This is a genomic window from Mycobacterium sp. NGS11 (genome assembly GCF_059813315.1).
The window spans coordinates 82,512-98,420 of the sequence record NZ_JCALEJ010000008.1 but is presented as its reverse complement, the minus strand read 5'-3'; the positions used below and the strand labels follow the sequence as shown (position 1 = coordinate 98,420).

Below are 15,909 nucleotides of genomic sequence, written 5' to 3'. Positions count from 1 at the left end.
CGGAAAGATTTGCGACACGCCGGTGGTCTGACCACCTGACTGGCTTTCGGCCAGCCACACTGGCCGCATGGCGCTGCAGCCGGTGATTCGCCGATCTGTGCCCGAAGCGGTTTTCGACCAGATCGCGACCGATGTGCTCAGCGGCGAGATGCGCCCGGGTGCGGCGCTGCCCAGCGAGCGCCGGCTGGCGGAGGTCCTCGGGGTATCGCGGCCCGCTGTCCGCGAGGCGCTCAAGCGGCTCTCGGCGGCCAGCCTGGTCGAGGTGCGCCAGGGCGGCGTCACCACCGTGCGCGATTTTCGGCGGCACGCCGGCCTGGACCTGCTGCCCCAGTTGTTGTTTCGCGATGACGAACTCGACACGGGCGTTTTCCGCAGCATCCTCGAGGCCCGGTTGCGTATCGGGCCGAAGGTCGCAGAACTGGCGGCCGAACAACACGGACCCGAATTGGCGGCGCTGCTGCAAGATTCGCTGCGCAGCCTCGAGGCCTCGGCCGGCACGCTCGAGTGGCACCGCGACACCCTCGCATTCTGGGATCACATGATCGACAGCTCCGGCTCGATCGTGTTCCGGTTGATGTACAACCCTTTTCGCGCCGCGTACGAGCGGGCCCTGACCGCCCTGGCCGCCGCGATCGACGCCGAGGCGAACCGAACGGACCAGTACCGGAAGCTGGCCGAGGCCGTCTGCGCCGGCGACGCGGACGAGGCGGGAACCCTGGCCCAGCACGTCCTCGAACTGGCCAACTCCACGATGATCGCCGCGCTCGAGCTGCGGGAGACGCGGCGATGAGCACCCACACCGTGATCGCAACGTATCTGCGCGGCCAGATCCAGCCGGGGGTCGACGCCATCGGCGGGTTCTTCCGGACCTGCGTGCTGACCGGCAAGGCGCTGTTCCGCCGGCCCTTCCAGTGGCGGGAGACGATCGAGCAGGGCTGGTTCATCACCAGCGTCTCGCTGCTGCCCACCCTCGCGGTCGCGATTCCGCTGACCGTGCTGATCATCTTCACCCTCAACATCCTGCTGGCGGAGTTCGGTGCCGCCGACATCTCCGGCGCCGGTGCGGCTTTGGGCGCGGTGACGCAGCTGGGGCCGCTGACCACCGTGCTGGTGATCGCCGGCGCCGGGTCCACGGCGATCTGCGCCGACCTGGGCGCGCGCACCATCCGCGAGGAGATCGATGCGTTGGAGGTGCTCGGCATCGACCCGATCCACCGGCTGGTGGTGCCGCGCGTCGTCGCCGCGACCATCGTCGCCACCTTGCTCAACGGGGCGGTGATCACCATCGGCCTGGTCGGTGGATTCGTGTTCGGTGTTTTCATCCAACACATTTCGGCGGGCGCCTACGTCGGCACCCTCACCTTGATCACCGGCCTGCCCGAGGTGGTCATCTCGGTGGTGAAGTCGGCCATCTTCGGAACGATCGCCGGCCTGGTCGGCTGCTATCGCGGGCTGACCACCAAGGGCGGCCCCAAGGGCGTCGGCACCGCAGTCAACGAAACGCTGGTGTTGTGTGTGATCGCGCTGTTCGCCGTCAACGTGGTGCTCACCACGATCGGCGTGCGGTTCGGGACGGGTCGCTGACGTGGCCGCGATATCGGCTCCCGGCGCGCTGCGCGCCCGCTACCCGCGAACGGCCGCCAACCTCAACCGCTACGGCGGCGGTACGGCCCGAAGGCTATGGCAGATCGGCATTTTCGCGCGGTTCGCCCGGACCAGCGTCGGGCAGATCGGGTGGGCGGTGCGCCATTACCGACGCGAGACCTTGCGGCTCATCGCCGAGATCGGCATGGGCACCGGCGCGATGGCCGTGGTCGGCGGCACGGTCGCGATCATCGGGTTCGTCACGCTGTCCGGCGGATCGCTGATCGCGATCCAGGGCTTCGCGTCGCTGGGCAATATCGGCGTCGAGGCGTTCACCGGGTTCTTCGCCGCGCTGGCCAACACCCGCATCGCCGCCCCGATCGTCGCCGGGGTCGCGCTGGCCGCCACGGTCGGCGCCGGCGCGACCGCCCAGCTGGGTGCCATGCGGATCAGCGAGGAGATCGACGCGCTGGAAGTCATGGGCATCAAATCGATTTCGTTTCTGGTCTCCACCCGAATTCTGGGCGGGCTGGCGGTGATCGTGCCGCTGTACGCGCTCGCCCTCGACATGGCTTTCACGTCGGGCCAGGTGGTCACGACGGTGTTCTACGGCCAGTCGAACGGCACCTACGAGCACTACTTCCGCACCTTTCTGCGCCCCGAGGACGTCGGCTGGTCGGTGCTGGAGGTCGTCATCATCGCGGTGGTGGTGATGATCACCCATTGCTACTACGGCTATACCGCCAGCGGTGGCCCGGTCGGGGTCGGCCAGGCGGTCGGCCGGTCGATGCGATTCTCGCTGGTTTCGGTGGTGGTGGTGGTCCTGCTCGCCCAGTTGGCGCTCTACGGCGTCGACCCGAACTTCAATCTGACGGTGTAACCGATGACGCCGGTGCCGCGGAAGGGTCGACGCGCCTGGGTGTACGTCGAGGGCGTCGTCCTGCTGTCGGTCTGCGGACTGGTTCTGGCGCTGGTATATCTGCAATTTCGCGGGGACTTCACCCCGAAGACCGAGCTGACGATGGTCGCCACCCGGGCGGGCCTGGTGATGGAGCCGGGATCCAAGGTCACCTACAACGGCGTCGAGATCGGCCGGGTCGCCGCCATTTCGGAGATCGAGCGTGACGGCGCCCCGGCCGCCAAGCTGGTACTGGACGTGAATCCGCGCTACGTCACGCTTATTCCGGCGAACGTCGTGGCCAACATCGAGGCGGCGACGCTGTTCGGCAACAAGTATGTGTCGCTGATCGCGCCGGAAAACGCATCGCGACAGCGCATCTCGCCGCACGACGTGATCGACGCGCGCTCGGTGACCACCGAATTCAACACGCTGTTCGAGACGGTCACCTCGATATCCGAGAAAGTGAGTCCTATCGAGCTGAACGCGACGTTGTCCGCGCTGGCGCAGGCGCTGGACGGGCTGGGAAGCAGGTTCGGTGAATCCATCGTCAACGGCAACGCCATTCTGGCCCAGCTGAACCCGCGGATGCCCCAGATCCGGTATGACGTACGGCGATTGGCGGACCTCGCCGACGTCTACACCAAGGCCTCACCCGACTTGTGGGACTTCCTGCACCAGGCGGTGACCACCGCACGCACCCTGACCAGGCAACAGGGCGACCTGGACGCCGCGCTGCTGGCGGCGGTGGGCGTCGGTCGCAACGGCGAGGACATCTTCACCCGCGGCGGACCATACCTTTCCCGCGGCGCCGCGGATCTGGTGCCGACGGCCGACCTGCTCGACACCTACAGCCCCGAACTGTTCTGCATGATCCGCAACTTCCACGACGCCGCTCCGGAAGTCGCGAAAGCGGCTGGCGGCAACGGCTATTCGTTGGCCGCGGCCGGATCGATCATCGGTGCGCCCAATCCCTATGTCTATCCGGATAACCTGCCGCGGGTCAACGCTCACGGCGGCCCCGGCGGGCGGCCCGGCTGCTGGCAGAAGATCACCCGGGACTTGTGGCCCGCCCCGTATCTGGTGATGGACACCGGCGCCAGCCTCGCGCCCTACAACCACTTCGGGCTCGGCCAGCCGCTGGCCACCGAATACGTCTGGGGACGCCAATTCGGGGAGAACACGATCAACCCATGAAAATCACTGGTACAGCAGTAAAACTCGGCGTCTTCTGGTCAGTGCTGGCGATGTTCACCGTGATGATCATCATCGTGTTCGGCCAGGTGCGATTCGATCGCACCACCGGATACTCCGCGGTGTTCACCGACGCGAGCGGGCTACGGGCCGGGCAATTCGTACGCGCGTCGGGGGTGGAAGTCGGCAAGGTCGCCAAGGTGACGTTGACCGACGGCGACACCCGGGTGTTGGTGGAGTTCAACGTGGATCGCTCATTGACACTGGACCGCGCGACGACCGCGTCGATTCGCTACCTCAACCTCATCGGTGACCGCTACCTGGAGCTCAAACGCGGCGAGAGCGGCCAGCGGCTGGCCCCCGGCGGCGAGATCCCGCTCGAACACACCCAGCCGGCGCTCGACCTCGACGCACTGATCGGCGGGTTCCGGCCGCTGTTCAAGGCGTTGGACCCCAACAAGGTCAACAGCATCGCCCAGTCGATCATCACCGTGTTCCAGGGACAAGGTGCCACGATCAACGACATCCTCGACCAGACCGCGGCACTCACCGGGGCGCTGGCCGACCGCGACAAGGCGATCGGCGAGGTGATCAACAACTTGAGCACGATGCTGGCCACCACCGTCAAGCACGAGAAGGAGTTCGATCGAACGGTCGACAAGTTGGAACTGCTCATCACCGGATTGAAGAACAGGGCCGATCCGCTGGCCGCGGCCGCCGCACACATCAGCGACGCCGCGGGAACGGTGGCCGGCCTGTTGAGCGAGGACCGGCCACCGCTGCACGACACGCTCGGCCACCTCGAGGGCATCCAGCAGTCGCTGATCAGCGACCTGCCGACGGTTGACGACGTGCTGGGAAAGCTCCCGGGCGCGTTCCGCGTAATCGGCCGTGCCGGCGGCATTTACGGCGACTTCTACAACTTCTACCTGTGTGACCTCTCGATCAAGGTCAACGGATTGCAGCCGGGCGGCCCGGTACGCACGATCAAGCTCTTCGGGCAGCCGACCGGAAGGTGCACCCCGCAGTGAGAACCCTGACGGAGTTCAACCGGACGCGTGTCGGTCTGATGGGCGCGCTGGTGACGTTGCTCGCCGTCGGTGTGGGGCAGAGCTTCACCAGCGTGCCGATCCTGTTCGCCACCCCGACCTATTACGCGCAATTCGCCGACACCGGCGGTATCAGCGTCGGCGACAAGGTGGAAATCGCCGGCGTCAACGTCGGTTTGGTGCGCTCGCTGGTGATCAGCGGCGACAAGGTCCTGGTTGGCTTTTCGATGCCCGGCAAGACGATCGGGACGCAAAGCCGCGCCGCGATCCGCACCGACACCTTCCTCGGGCGCAAGAACATGGCGATCCAGCCCCGTGGTTCGGATTCGCTGCGGCCCAACGGGATCATCCCTTCCGGGCAGACCACCACCCCGTATCAGATCTACGACGCGTTCGTCGATGTCACGAAGGCGGCGACGGACTGGAACATCGACGTCGTCAAACGGTCGTTGAACGTCTTGTCGGAGACGTTCGATCAGACCGCCCCGCACCTGAAGGCGGCACTGGACGGTGTCTCCAAATTCTCCGGCACCATCGGCAATCGGGACGCTCAGATCAAGCAGCTGCTGGCCAACGCCGACAAGATCACTCGCGTGCTCGGCGACCGCAGCCAACAGGTCGACAGTTTGTTGGTCGACGCCGACACCCTGCTGGCCGCCTTCCGGCAGCGCAGCCAGGCGCTGAGCATCCTGCTGAGCAACGTGTCAGCGGTGTCGACGCAGATGTCCGGATTCATCAAGGAAAACCCCAATGCACACCGTGTGCTGCAGCAGCTGGGCACGGTCAGCGACGAGCTGGTCAAGCGGAAGAAGGAACTGTCCGATGTGCTCGTGCTGGTCAGCAGATACACCGCGGCCCTGACCGAAGCCGTCGCGTCCGGTCCGTTCTTCAAGGCGATCGTGGCGAATCTGATTCCGGCGCAAGTGCTTCAGCCGTGGCTCGACGCGGCGTTCAAGAAGCGGGGCATCGACCCGGAGAACTTCTGGCGCAGCGCCGGGGTGCCGGCATTCCGCTGGCCCGACCCGAACGGCACCCGGTTTCCCAATGGCGCACCCCCGCCGGGCCCGCCGGTGCTGGAGGGCACCCCGGACCATCCGGGACCGGCCGTACCGCCGGGATCGCCCTGTTCGTACACACCGGCGCCCGATAGCCCGCCGCGGCCCGGAAACCCGTTGCCGTGCGCGCTTTCCGACCAGGGTCCGTTCGGCGCCGTCCTCGGCGGCTTTCCGGCGCCGCTGGACGTCGGGGCGTCGCCGCCTAAGCCTGACGGGCTGCCGCCGACCCCCGGTATCCCGAGCGCGGCCCGGCCGGGCGAGGCGCCGCCGGACGTTCCCGGCACCGCGGTGCCGCTTCCGGAGCATGCGCCACCGGGGGCGCGCACCGAGGACCTTCGCCCGGCCGGTCCGACCCAGGACCGAGGGGGTAGCGACCGATGAGCACCATCTTCGACATCCGCAACCTGCGACTGCCCAACGTGTCCGCGCGGGTACTGGTCGTCGCGGCGCTGGCGGCGGCCTTCGTCTTCATCGCGGCGGTCGCCGGAGTGCAGCTCTACCGAAAACTCACCACCACGACGGTCGTCGCGTACTTCTCCGAGACCCTGGCCCTCTACCCAGGCGACCGAGTTCAGATCATGGGTGTCCGGGTGGGATCGATCGACAAGATCGAGCCGGCCGGCGACAAGATGCGAGTCACGTTGCACTACAACAACAAATACAAAGTGCCCGCCAAGGCCACCGCATCGATTCTCAACCCGAGCCTGGTGGCCTCGCGCACCATCCAGCTGTCCCCGCCCTACACCGGCGGCCCGGTGCTGAAAAACGGCGCGGTCATCCCGATCGAGCGCACTCAGGTGCCCGTCGAGTGGGATCAGTTGCGGGACTCCATCAATGGGATCCTGCGGCAGCTCGGCCCGACACCCCAGCAGCCGGCGGGGCCGTTCGGCGACATCATCGAGTCGGCCGCCGAGAACCTGGCCAGCAAGGGCAAGCAGATCAACGACACCCTGAACAGTTTGTCGCAGGCGCTGACCGCGCTCAACGAGGGCCGGGCGGACTTCGTCGCCATCACCAAAAGCCTGGCGCAGTTCGTCACCGCGCTATACCAGCACAAGCAACAGTTCGTCGCACTCAACGACAACCTGGCACAGTTCACCGACTGGTTCACCAAGTCCGATCACGACGTGAGCGACACGATCACCCACCTAGACGACGTACTCGACGCAGCCCGAAAGTTCCTGCACGACAACGGCGCCGAGCTCACTCACGATGTCGACAACCTCGCTGACGTGACCACCACGATCCTGCAACCCGAGCCGCGAAATGGGCTGGAAACCGCCCTACACGTGCTGCCCACCTTTGCGGGCAACTTCAACAACCTCTACCAGCCCGCCCACAGCTCGCTGGTGGGGTTGTTCGTCTTTCCCAACTTCGCCAACCCGATTCATTTCATCTGCAGTGCGATTCAGGCCGGCAGCCGGCTGGGGTATCAGGACTCGGCCGAGCTGTGCGCACAGTATCTGGCCCCGGTGCTGGACACCATCAAGTTCAACTACCTGCCGGCCAGCCTGAATCCGTTCAACTCCGCGGCCACGCTGCCCAAGGAAGTCGCGTACTCCGAAGATCGGCTGCACCCGCCGCCCGGATACAAAGACACCACCGTTCCGGGGATCTTCTCGCGCGACACCCCCTTTTCGTACGGCAACCACGAGCCGGGCTGGGTGGTCGCGCCCGGGATGCAGGGCACGCAGGTCCAGCCGGCCACCGCCAACATGCTCACCGCCGAATCGCTCGCCGAGCTGGTGGGCGGTCAGGACATCGCGCTGCCACCGCCGGGGACCAACGCACCCGGCCCGCCCAACGCCTATGACGAGTCGAATCCGCCGTCCCCGCCGTGGTTTCCGCGGCCCGCACAGCCGGGGCCGGGCCGGTGAGCGCGAGCGGCGTGCCGAGCCGACCGGCGAGACGGCGGCGCGTCATCGGAGTGGTCCGCCGCGCACTGGCGTTCCTAATGGCCGGGACGATGCTGGCGTCCTGCCATTGGCGGGGCATCGCCGACATGCCGCTCCCGGTCGGCCACGGCACCGGCAGTGACCACATGACCATTTACGTGCAGATGCCAGACACGTTGGCGCTCAACACCAATAGCCGGGTGAGGGTCGCCGACGTGTGGGTCGGCACGGTCCGTGCCATCACCCTGAAGAACTGGATCGCCACTGTTCGGCTAGACCTCGATCCGGGCGTGAAGCTGCCGGCGAATGCGACCGCGAAGATCGGCCAGACCAGCCTGCTGGGCACGCAGCACGTCGAGCTGGCCGCGCCGAAAAACCCGTCCGCGCAGCAACTGAGAAGCGGCGACACGATCCCCCTGAGAAGTGCCTCGGCGTACCCCACCGTCGAACGGACGTTGGCAAGCGTCGCGGTGATCCTCAACGGCGGCGGCATCGCCAACCTCGACGCGATCCAATCCGAGGTCGTCAACATCCTCGACGGCCGCGCCGATCAGATCCGCGAATTCCTCGGTCGGCTGGACACTTTCATCACCGGTTTGAGCCGTCAACGCGACGACCTCACGCGCGCAATCGATTCGAGCAACGAACTCCTGAGGATCTTCGCGAACCGCAAAGACACGCTGGACCGGGTCCTGACCGACATCCCGCCGCTGATCCAGCATTTCGCCGACACCCGAGAACTGTTCGCCGACGCCACCGAATCCCTCGGGCGATTCAGCAGCGCCGCCAACCGGGCGCTGGCCGACACCCGGCCCAACCTCTACCGCAGCCTGCAGTCGCTGCAGCGACCGCTACGCCAACTCGTTCTCGCCTCTCCGTTCATCGCCGGCGCGCTGAAGCTGGGTCTCACGGCGCCGTTCAATATCGACGACGTCTCCCAGGTGATCCGCGGTGACTACGTCAATGTTTCCGGCGCGCTCGACCTGACGCTGTCCACCATCGACAACACGACGCTGACCGGTACGGGATTCTCCGGTGCGCTGCGGGCGCTCGAGCAATCATGGGGGCGGAATCCGGACACCATGATCCCGGACGTCCGCTACACGCCCAATCCCAATGACGCCCCCGGCGGGCCGCTGGTGGAAAGGGGCGAATGAAAGATGTTGCCCCGCTTGATCAAAACCCAGCTGATGCTTCTGACGGCGGTGGCGGTGGCCGCCGTGGTGGTTCTCGGCTGGTATTACCTTCGGATACCGAGCCTGGTCGGCGTCGGTCGTTACACCCTCTATGCCGAATTGCCCCAGTCCGGGGGCCTGTACCGAACGGCCAACGTCACATACCGGGGAATCACCATCGGCAAGGTCATCGGCGTCGAACCGACCCAGCGCGGCGCGCGCGCGACGATGAGCATCGAGGACGGATACCGCATACCGGCCGACGCATCGGCCAATGTGCATTCGGTCTCGGCGGTGGGTGAGCAATACATCGACCTGGTATCGACCGCCGGCCGGGGTCCGTACCTGGCGAACGGTCAGACGATCAGCAAAAGCACCGTTCCCAGCCAGATCGGTCCCGCGCTGGACGCCGCCAACCGTGGCCTCGTGGTGCTACCCAAAGACAAGATCGCCTCGCTGCTCTACGAGACGTCACAGGCCGTGGGCGGCCTGGGGCCATCCCTGCGACGCCTGGTCGACGCCACCCAGGCGATCGCCCACGACTTCCGGGGGAGTATCGACGATGTCGACGACATCATCGGACGTTCGGCGCCCATCATCGACAGTCAGGCGGATTCCGCTGACACGATTGGTCGTTGGGCCGCCAATCTGAACACGCTGACCGCACAGACCGCGCAGGCCGATCAGGCGGTGCGCAGCATCTTGACCAACGCGGCGCCGACGGCCGCGCAGGTGAACAGCACGTTCGGCGACGTGCGGGAGTCGTTGCCGCAGACCTTGGCCAATCTCGAGGTCGTGATCGACATGCTCAAGCGCTATCACAACGGCGTCGAGCAGGCGTTGGTGTTCTTACCCCAGTCGGGTGCGATCGCTCAGTCGGTGACCGCACAGTTTCCCGGGCAGGCAGCGCTCGGCGTCGGCGCCATCTCGCTCAACCAGCCGCCGCCGTGCCTGACCGGCTTCCTGCCGGCATCGGAGTGGCGGGCTCCCGCGGATACCAGCACCGCCCCGCTCCCGGCAGGCACCTACTGCAAGATCCCGATGGATGCGACGAATGTTGTTCGCGGAGCGCGCAATTACCCATGTGTGGACGTACCGGGAAAGCGGGCGGCGACGCCGCGGGAATGTCGCAGCACCGAACCGTACGTGCCGGCCGGCACCAACCCCTGGTATGGCGACCCGAATCAGATACTGACGTGTCCCGCGCCGGGCGCGCGTTGCGACCAGCCGGTGAAACCGGGGCTGGTGATCCCGGCGCCGTCGGTCAACAACGGCCTCAACCCCGCGCCCGCCGATCAGGTGCCGGGCACACCGCCGCCGAAAAGCGACCCGCTGCAGCGTCCCGGATCGGGCAGCGTCTTGTGCAATGGGCAGCAGCCCAACCCGTGCACCTACACGCCCAACACCCTGCCCACCGCGCTGTACGACGTGCGCAGCGGCAAGGTCGTGGGCCCCGACGGTGTGGTCTATTCCGTTGCGAATTCGACCAACATCGGAGACGAGGGGTGGAAGACGATGCTGGGCTCGGCGGGGTGACGGCGACGGGCGACCAGCGCTAGTTGGTTGTCGGTGGCGGTTGTGGTTGGAACGGTGTGTACCACCACCAGTCGGCGCGCTCGCCGAGAGGCCCACGGCAGGGCGGGACCGCGGGCGCGGGCGAAGTGGGTGGGCGCGCCAGCGATCCCGGGGCCAGTGATCGGCCGGCGTCGTCGGTGACGGTGGGGGCGTGTGCAGGTCCGGTGATGGTGATGGCGCCACGATGGTGCAGCCGGTGGTGGTACGGGCACAGCAGCGCCAGGTTGGACAGTTCGGTGGGGCCGCCGTCTTCCCAGTGCCGCATGTGATGGGCGTGCAGGCCACGCGTGGCCCCACACCCGGGCACCACGCACGTGCGGTCGCGATACTCCAGCGCGCGGCGCAGCCGCCGATTGATCACCCGAGTCGACCGGCCCGCACCGATCACCTCGCCGTGACGTTCGAACCAGATCTCGCAGGTGGCATCACAAGTCAGATAACGCCGCTCGGCCTCGGTCAGCAGCGGACCCAGATGCAGCGCCGCGGCGCGCTGCTCGACATCGAGGTGTACCACCACGGTGGTGTGCTGCCCGTGCGGGCGCCGCGCGGCCTCAGCATCCCAGCCGGCCTCGACCAGCCGCATGAACGCCTCGGCGCTCCCCGGCACCGGCGGCGCGGTGTCCGAAGCGCCGTCGCCGGTGTCGTGATCGTGTTTCCACTCGGCGATCAGCGCATCCCGATGCGACGCCAAGGCGGCGTCGAACTTCGCGGCGTCATGATGGCCAAGTGTGATCCGATAGCGGCTGCCCCACTCGTCGCCGGTCTTGGTGATCGCTGCCTGCTGTTCTGGCCGCGGTGCGGGGTCGGGCCGCGGTTCCAGCGTGACCGCCGTACGCAACTGATTGACTGTGGCGACCGCCGCCAACTGCGCATAGTGCTCGTCAGATCCCTCACCACCGCGCGCCGCGATGACCCCGACCTGATCCAGCGACAACCGACCCTCCCGCAGGCCCTGGACGCAACGCGGGAAGTCCGCCGACCGGCGCGCAACCGTGCTGATCGTGTGGGCGTTCGCCGACGAACAGCCCAACTTCCAGGCCACCAACGCCGGCACCGACCGCGCGCCCGTCATGCCACACAGCCCGTCACGATCGATCTCGGCCACGATCTCCACCATGCGCCCATCAATCGCGTTGCGCTGACCGGCTAACTCCGCCATCTCCTCGAACAGCACCTCAAGACGATCCTTCGGGCGCACTTCGACACTGGCTGCCATCACGGTCGGGGACATAACGACATCATGACAGCCCCCTCCGACAAGTTCGGTCCGCCCGATCCCCGCTAGCGAGTTTCCGAATTCGCCTCTGGCGCACCGTCGTCCTCGTCGTCCGCACGGCCGTGCCGGCGCCAGTTGCGGTACCCGCGATGCGCGGCGAACGCGCCGACGACGGCGGTGACGCACCACACCGCGATCGCCGCGTACGCCAACGGCGATGACCGATTCCCGATCGAGGCGCCCAGCGCGGTGTAGACGAACGCCCGCGGCGCCGACCCGATGAAAGAGCCAACCGCCATCTGCCACACGGGAACGCCGAAGGCGCCGAACGTGTACGAGGCCAACGCATCTGAGATGCCGGGGACGAAGCGCTGCCCGACGACCGCCCACAACCCGTGCCGCTCGATCAGCGCGTCGAAGCGGTCGGCACGTTGGTCCCCGAGCAGGCCCCGGGCGCTGGCCCGGCCGGCTCGCCGGCCGACAAAGCTCGCGACGATCGCGGTGCCCACCGTCGCGCCGAGCGTCACGAAGACGCCCACCAACGGACCGAACAACAACCCGCTGCCCGCGGCCAGAATCGATCCCGGGACGAACAAGGCGCCCAACATCGCCGAGAGCACGACGTAGGTCAGTGGCGCCGCAGGACCGGTCGCCGACACGACGCGCCGGATCTCGTCGATATCGATCACCCGCGCGACAGCCACCAGATAGAAGACCACGGCCAGAAACCCGGCGAACACCGCGAGCCGCACGACGTGAACCCGTCGCGATGTCGGTGGGGGACCGTCACTGTCGTCCATGTCGGCCATGATTGTTCCGCACCGCCTCGCGCTGGACGCACCCGGCTGTTTCCAACTCGGCCCGGTGCGGACGTCATCACCGTAGAGTGCCGCATATGGGAAAGCGGATTGTCATCTGCTTTGACGGCACCGCCAACCAAATCGGGGCCGGCAATCTCACTAATGTCGCCAAGATCTTCGAGATGGTTCAGAAGGACGATCCCGCCAGCCAGCTCGCTTACTACGACCCCGGTGTCGGCACACTGGCGCCTCCGTCGGCGCATTGGCGTGTCACTCGCACCCTGTCTCTATTGTTCGAGCAGGCATTCGGCATCGGCCTGAAAGACAATGTTGCGCAGGCCTACCGGTATCTGATGCAGCATTGGCGTCCCGGGGACGCGGTCTATATTTTCGGCTTCAGCCGCGGCTCGTACACGGCGCGCGCGCTGGCAGGCATGTTGGTGAGGCCTGGACTCATGCGGCCCGGTTCGGAGAACTTGCTCGGCTATGCGATCGAAAAGTACGCGATCAATGGGAAATTCACTAAGGATCAGCATGCCGAATGGGACGAGTTCGGCCGCGCCTTCTGCTGGCGCACCGATCGCGAGCCACAGTTCTCGATGGTGCATCAACGCGACCCGGAGCAGTTGTCGCACTACGCGGTGCCGGTCGCATACCTGGGGCTGTGGGACACAGTAAAAGCGGCCGGCTTCATGGGGTTCGGCTCGCTGGAGTGGCCCTACACCCGCGCGCTGCCCAATGTGGCGCGGATTCGCCACGCCGTGTCGATCGACGAACGTCGCCGTCCCTATCGCGAATACCTCGTCGAACGGCATCCGGTGGGACTTCAGGAGCGCTGGTTCGCCGGCGTGCACGCCGACGTCGGCGGCACGTTCATGCCCGACCACCGGCTTGCCACGATCGCCCTGAAATGGGTCACCGACGGAATCGTCGGCGAGCTGGCGCTCGATGCCGCTGCCTACCGGCGGCAGTGTGTGGTGGCGGAGGACTTCGCGGACGCACCGCTGCACGACAACGGCAGATTGTGGTACCTGCTCGGCCGCCGGCGCCGGCCGATGGGCCCCGACGCGCTGGTGCATCCCAGCGTTCTGCTGCGCCGCCGCGACAACCCAAGTTACCTACCGGATCTCAGCGCCGAGCAGCAGCGGCTCAGCGCCGACCCGGCAGACTGGATCTCTCTCGCGTTGTGAAGGAGCAACCGTCATGGCCCTGAGTTCGCTGACCGAACTGGACAAGTTCAAAGCGGCGCCGTTTCCGCCCGGCTATCCCGATACCACGCGAACCTTCTACAGTCCCGTCGACCAGGTGCACGAGGCACTCAAGGCCTTGTTGACGTCGGCCAGCAAGAGCATCATCGTGGCGATGTACGGATTCGACGACGCGGAGCTCAACGCGGTGCTGCAGTCCGCGTTGAACGACGAAAAGGTCTATGTACAAATGAGTCTCGACTCGACACAAGCCGCGGGAGCCGCCGAGCGTCCGCTGCTGGCCCCGTGGCTCAACGACAAGATCGGCAATAGCATCGCAATCGGGCACAGCGAGAAGTCGGCGATCATGCATCTGAAGATGGTTATCATCGACGGCGTCGACGTCATCACCGGGTCGACCAACTGGTCCACGGGCGGGGAATCCAAGCAGGACAACCAACTCACCGTGATCCGCGATCCGTACGTGTGCGCGGAGGCGCGCTCACGCATCGACATCATCCACGACAGCATGCTCAAGCAGATGGCCGCGAAGGCCCGAACCGCTAGCGCCCCTACCGCGGGCTGAACGACCGCAGACGCCGCCGCATTCCGGTGGCCCGCACCGCCCGGCGTTGGATCGCCGCCCGGATCGACGCCTCGGGCCCGGCCACCCGCACCTTGGTCTTCGCCCGGGTCACCGCCGTGTAGAACAATTCTCGCGTCAGCAGACGCGAATCTTCCGGCGGTATCAGCACCGTCACCTCGTCGGCCTGGCTGCCCTGGCTCTTGTGGATGGTCATGGCATGCATCGTCTCCACCTCGCCGAGGCGGCTGGTCGCGAAGTCCAGCGGCCCGGTGGCGCCGGCGACGACGGCGCGCAGACCGTCCGCGGCGGCCACCGTCACGCCGGTGTCGCCGTTGTAGAGGCGCAGCCCGTAGTCGTTCGCCGTCACCAGCAAGGGTCGACCGGCATACCACTGCGACCAGGCAGGCTGGCCGGTCGCTTCGGCAATCCACTTGTGCACCTGCGTGTTCCAGTGCGCCGCCCCGTAGGGTCCCGCGCGGTGGGCGCACAACAGCCGATGCTCGTCCAGCGTCGCCAACGCCTCCACCGCCGCGCCCAGCAGGGCGGCCGAGCGCAGCCGCAGCGCGTGAGCGACCAGCACCTCGCGCAGCCGCTCGGCCGGGCGCTCGGAGTCGACCCACTCGATGTGTTCGCCGCCGGCCGCCAGCAACTGCACGACATGGTCCGCGTAGCCGACCCGGATCGCCTCGGCCAGGGCGCCGATCGACGTGCCGTATCGGTGCGGGGTGTGCAGGGCCGCGACCCGCACGTCATCGCGGGCGGCCAGCCCGTCCACCAGATCGGCCAGCACGGCACCGGCTTCGACCGAGGCCAACTGGTCGGGGTCGCCGACCAGAATCAGCCGGGTGTTCGGCCGGACCGCCTCGACCAGCCGGGCCATCATCGTCAACGACACCATCGACGTCTCGTCGACCACGATGACGTCGTGCGGTAGTCGATTACCGCGATTGTGCTTGAAGCGCACCGAGGTGTCCGGCCGGGGACCCAGGAGTCGATGCAGCGTGGTTCCGGCCAGGCCGGTCAGCCGCGCCCTGTCCGCCGCGGCGAGCTCCTCGCTCCCCGCGGCCACCGCCTCGGCCAGCCGCGCCGCCGCCTTGCCGGTCGGCGCGGCCAGCGCAATCCGCGGTCGCGGCAGACCGGCACGCTCCGCCTGTTCGACCAGCAGGGCGAGCAGGCGGGCGACCGTGGTGGTCTTGCCGGTGCCGGGCCCGCCCGTCAACACCGTCAGCGCCTGCGTGACCGCGACCTCGGCGGCCGCCCGCTGTTCCTCGTAGCCGGGACCGAAAAGCCTTTCGTAGCTGGTCGATTCGACGGCCGACGGGGTCACCGACAGGGCCAGCAGATCGGTGCACACCTGCTCCTCCTCGAGCCAGTACCTGTCGAAATACAGCAGGTCGCCGAACAATCGCAGCACGGGCGGCGACCCGAGCAATGCGCTCGCCCGCACTGTCGCGATCCAATCGTCGGCGTCGGGCCAGGGCAGGTCGGCCTCCTCGATCTGGGCGTGCACCGCGCGCAGATCGACGCAGACCGAACCACCCCGCAGCGCGCGCACCACCACAGCGACCGCGAGCGCCACCCGCTCATCGGATTCGCCGGTCAGCGCGGTAAGCCGTTGCGCCACATGGATATCGGCGGGCTCGAATACGCCGGCGTCGCTGAAGGTGCGCAGCAGCCCGGTCGCGGACATGACCT

General features: G+C 67.1%; 14 protein-coding genes. 11 read left to right on the top strand and 3 right to left on the bottom strand.

Annotation, left to right across the window (positions count from 1 at the left end; translation table 11 throughout):
* The first annotated feature begins 67 nt into the window (after positions 1–67).
* The 9 genes from AC5Y4T_RS12555 to AC5Y4T_RS12515 all read left to right on the top strand — a co-directional run bounded on the left by AC5Y4T_RS12555 (position 68) and on the right by AC5Y4T_RS12515 (position 10,386).
* A complete protein-coding gene (locus AC5Y4T_RS12555; RefSeq protein WP_499953335.1) occupies positions 68–790 on the top strand; it encodes a FadR/GntR family transcriptional regulator in 723 nt (240 codons plus the stop codon).
* A complete protein-coding gene (locus tag AC5Y4T_RS12550) occupies positions 787–1,584 on the top strand; it encodes an MlaE family ABC transporter permease (RefSeq protein ID WP_499947918.1) in 798 nt (265 codons plus the stop codon). Before AC5Y4T_RS12555 ends, AC5Y4T_RS12550 begins: the two co-directional genes overlap by 4 nt.
* A 1-nt stretch (position 1,585) precedes the next feature.
* Positions 1,586–2,464 (top strand): ABC transporter permease, encoded by an 879-nt coding sequence (locus AC5Y4T_RS12545; RefSeq protein ID WP_499953333.1) that lies wholly within the window; start codon positions 1,586–1,588, stop codon positions 2,462–2,464.
* 3 nt (positions 2,465–2,467) lie between these two features.
* Positions 2,468–3,679 carry an MCE family protein gene (locus tag AC5Y4T_RS12540; protein ID WP_499953329.1) on the top strand — a complete coding sequence of 404 codons (1,212 nt, stop codon included), beginning with the start codon at positions 2,468–2,470 and terminating at the stop codon, positions 3,677–3,679.
* Entirely contained in the window at positions 3,676–4,707 is a 1,032-nt protein-coding gene (locus AC5Y4T_RS12535) for an MCE family protein (protein ID WP_499953325.1), read from the top strand. The genes AC5Y4T_RS12540 and AC5Y4T_RS12535 overlap by 4 nt, the downstream gene beginning before the upstream one ends.
* On the top strand, positions 4,704–6,161 hold the full coding sequence (locus AC5Y4T_RS12530) for a virulence factor Mce family protein (RefSeq protein ID WP_499953322.1): 1,458 nt from the start codon (positions 4,704–4,706) through the stop codon (positions 6,159–6,161). The genes AC5Y4T_RS12535 and AC5Y4T_RS12530 overlap by 4 nt, the downstream gene beginning before the upstream one ends.
* A complete protein-coding gene (locus tag AC5Y4T_RS12525) occupies positions 6,158–7,657 on the top strand; it encodes a virulence factor Mce family protein (protein WP_499953319.1) in 1,500 nt (499 codons plus the stop codon). Before AC5Y4T_RS12530 ends, AC5Y4T_RS12525 begins: the two co-directional genes overlap by 4 nt.
* 77 nt (positions 7,658–7,734) lie before the next feature.
* The gene (locus AC5Y4T_RS12520) at positions 7,735–8,832 is read left to right on the top strand and encodes a virulence factor Mce family protein (protein WP_499953315.1); all 1,098 of its coding nucleotides are present in this window, start codon (positions 7,735–7,737) and stop codon (positions 8,830–8,832) included.
* A gap of 3 nt (positions 8,833–8,835) precedes the next feature.
* Positions 8,836–10,386 carry an MCE family protein gene (locus AC5Y4T_RS12515; RefSeq protein WP_499953312.1) on the top strand — a complete coding sequence of 517 codons (1,551 nt, stop codon included), beginning with the start codon at positions 8,836–8,838 and terminating at the stop codon, positions 10,384–10,386.
* A gap of 19 nt (positions 10,387–10,405) precedes the next feature.
* Here AC5Y4T_RS12515 and AC5Y4T_RS12510 read toward each other — a convergent pair whose 3' ends face one another.
* Together AC5Y4T_RS12510 and AC5Y4T_RS12505 are read right to left on the bottom strand one after the other, a co-directional pair.
* Entirely contained in the window at positions 10,406–11,656 is a 1,251-nt protein-coding gene (locus AC5Y4T_RS12510; RefSeq protein ID WP_499918151.1) for an HNH endonuclease signature motif containing protein, read from the bottom strand.
* A gap of 50 nt (positions 11,657–11,706) precedes the next feature.
* Positions 11,707–12,441 (bottom strand): TVP38/TMEM64 family protein, encoded by a 735-nt coding sequence (locus tag AC5Y4T_RS12505; protein ID WP_499918153.1) that lies wholly within the window; start codon positions 12,439–12,441, stop codon positions 11,707–11,709.
* 11 nt (positions 12,442–12,452) lie between these two features.
* On the opposite strand from AC5Y4T_RS12505, the gene AC5Y4T_RS12500 reads away from it, so the two are divergent.
* A complete protein-coding gene (locus AC5Y4T_RS12500; RefSeq protein ID WP_499953308.1) occupies positions 12,453–13,631 on the top strand; it encodes a T6SS phospholipase effector Tle1-like catalytic domain-containing protein in 1,179 nt (392 codons plus the stop codon).
* A gap of 13 nt (positions 13,632–13,644) precedes the next feature.
* Positions 13,645–14,214: a phospholipase D-like domain-containing protein gene (locus tag AC5Y4T_RS12495; RefSeq protein WP_499918155.1), complete on the top strand. Its 570-nt coding sequence runs from the start codon at positions 13,645–13,647 to the stop codon at positions 14,212–14,214.
* On the opposite strand, the gene recD is transcribed toward AC5Y4T_RS12495, so the two are convergent.
* Entirely contained in the window at positions 14,201–15,904 is a 1,704-nt protein-coding gene (gene recD, locus AC5Y4T_RS12490) for an exodeoxyribonuclease V subunit alpha (protein ID WP_499918264.1), read from the bottom strand. The genes AC5Y4T_RS12495 and recD overlap by 14 nt on opposite strands.
* Positions 15,905–15,909: the final 5 nt, after the last annotated feature.

Coding starts and splice junctions, on each gene's coding strand:
- AC5Y4T_RS12525 (WP_499953319.1), top strand. CDS start 6,158: ATGAGCACCATCTTCGACATCCGCAACCTGCGACTGCCCAACGTGTCC.
- AC5Y4T_RS12550 (WP_499947918.1), top strand. CDS start 787: ATGAGCACCCACACCGTGATCGCAACGTATCTGCGCGGCCAGATCCAG.
- AC5Y4T_RS12520 (WP_499953315.1), top strand. CDS start 7,735: ATGGCCGGGACGATGCTGGCGTCCTGCCATTGGCGGGGCATCGCCGAC.
- AC5Y4T_RS12555 (WP_499953335.1), top strand. CDS start 68: ATGGCGCTGCAGCCGGTGATTCGCCGATCTGTGCCCGAAGCGGTTTTC.
- AC5Y4T_RS12510 (WP_499918151.1), bottom strand. CDS start 11,656: ATGTCCCCGACCGTGATGGCAGCCAGTGTCGAAGTGCGCCCGAAGGAT.
- AC5Y4T_RS12540 (WP_499953329.1), top strand. CDS start 2,468: ATGACGCCGGTGCCGCGGAAGGGTCGACGCGCCTGGGTGTACGTCGAG.
- AC5Y4T_RS12515 (WP_499953312.1), top strand. CDS start 8,836: ATGTTGCCCCGCTTGATCAAAACCCAGCTGATGCTTCTGACGGCGGTG.
- AC5Y4T_RS12505 (WP_499918153.1), bottom strand. CDS start 12,441: ATGGACGACAGTGACGGTCCCCCACCGACATCGCGACGGGTTCACGTC.
- AC5Y4T_RS12535 (WP_499953325.1), top strand. CDS start 3,676: ATGAAAATCACTGGTACAGCAGTAAAACTCGGCGTCTTCTGGTCAGTG.
- AC5Y4T_RS12495 (WP_499918155.1), top strand. CDS start 13,645: ATGGCCCTGAGTTCGCTGACCGAACTGGACAAGTTCAAAGCGGCGCCG.
- recD (WP_499918264.1), bottom strand. CDS start 15,904: ATGTCCGCGACCGGGCTGCTGCGCACCTTCAGCGACGCCGGCGTATTC.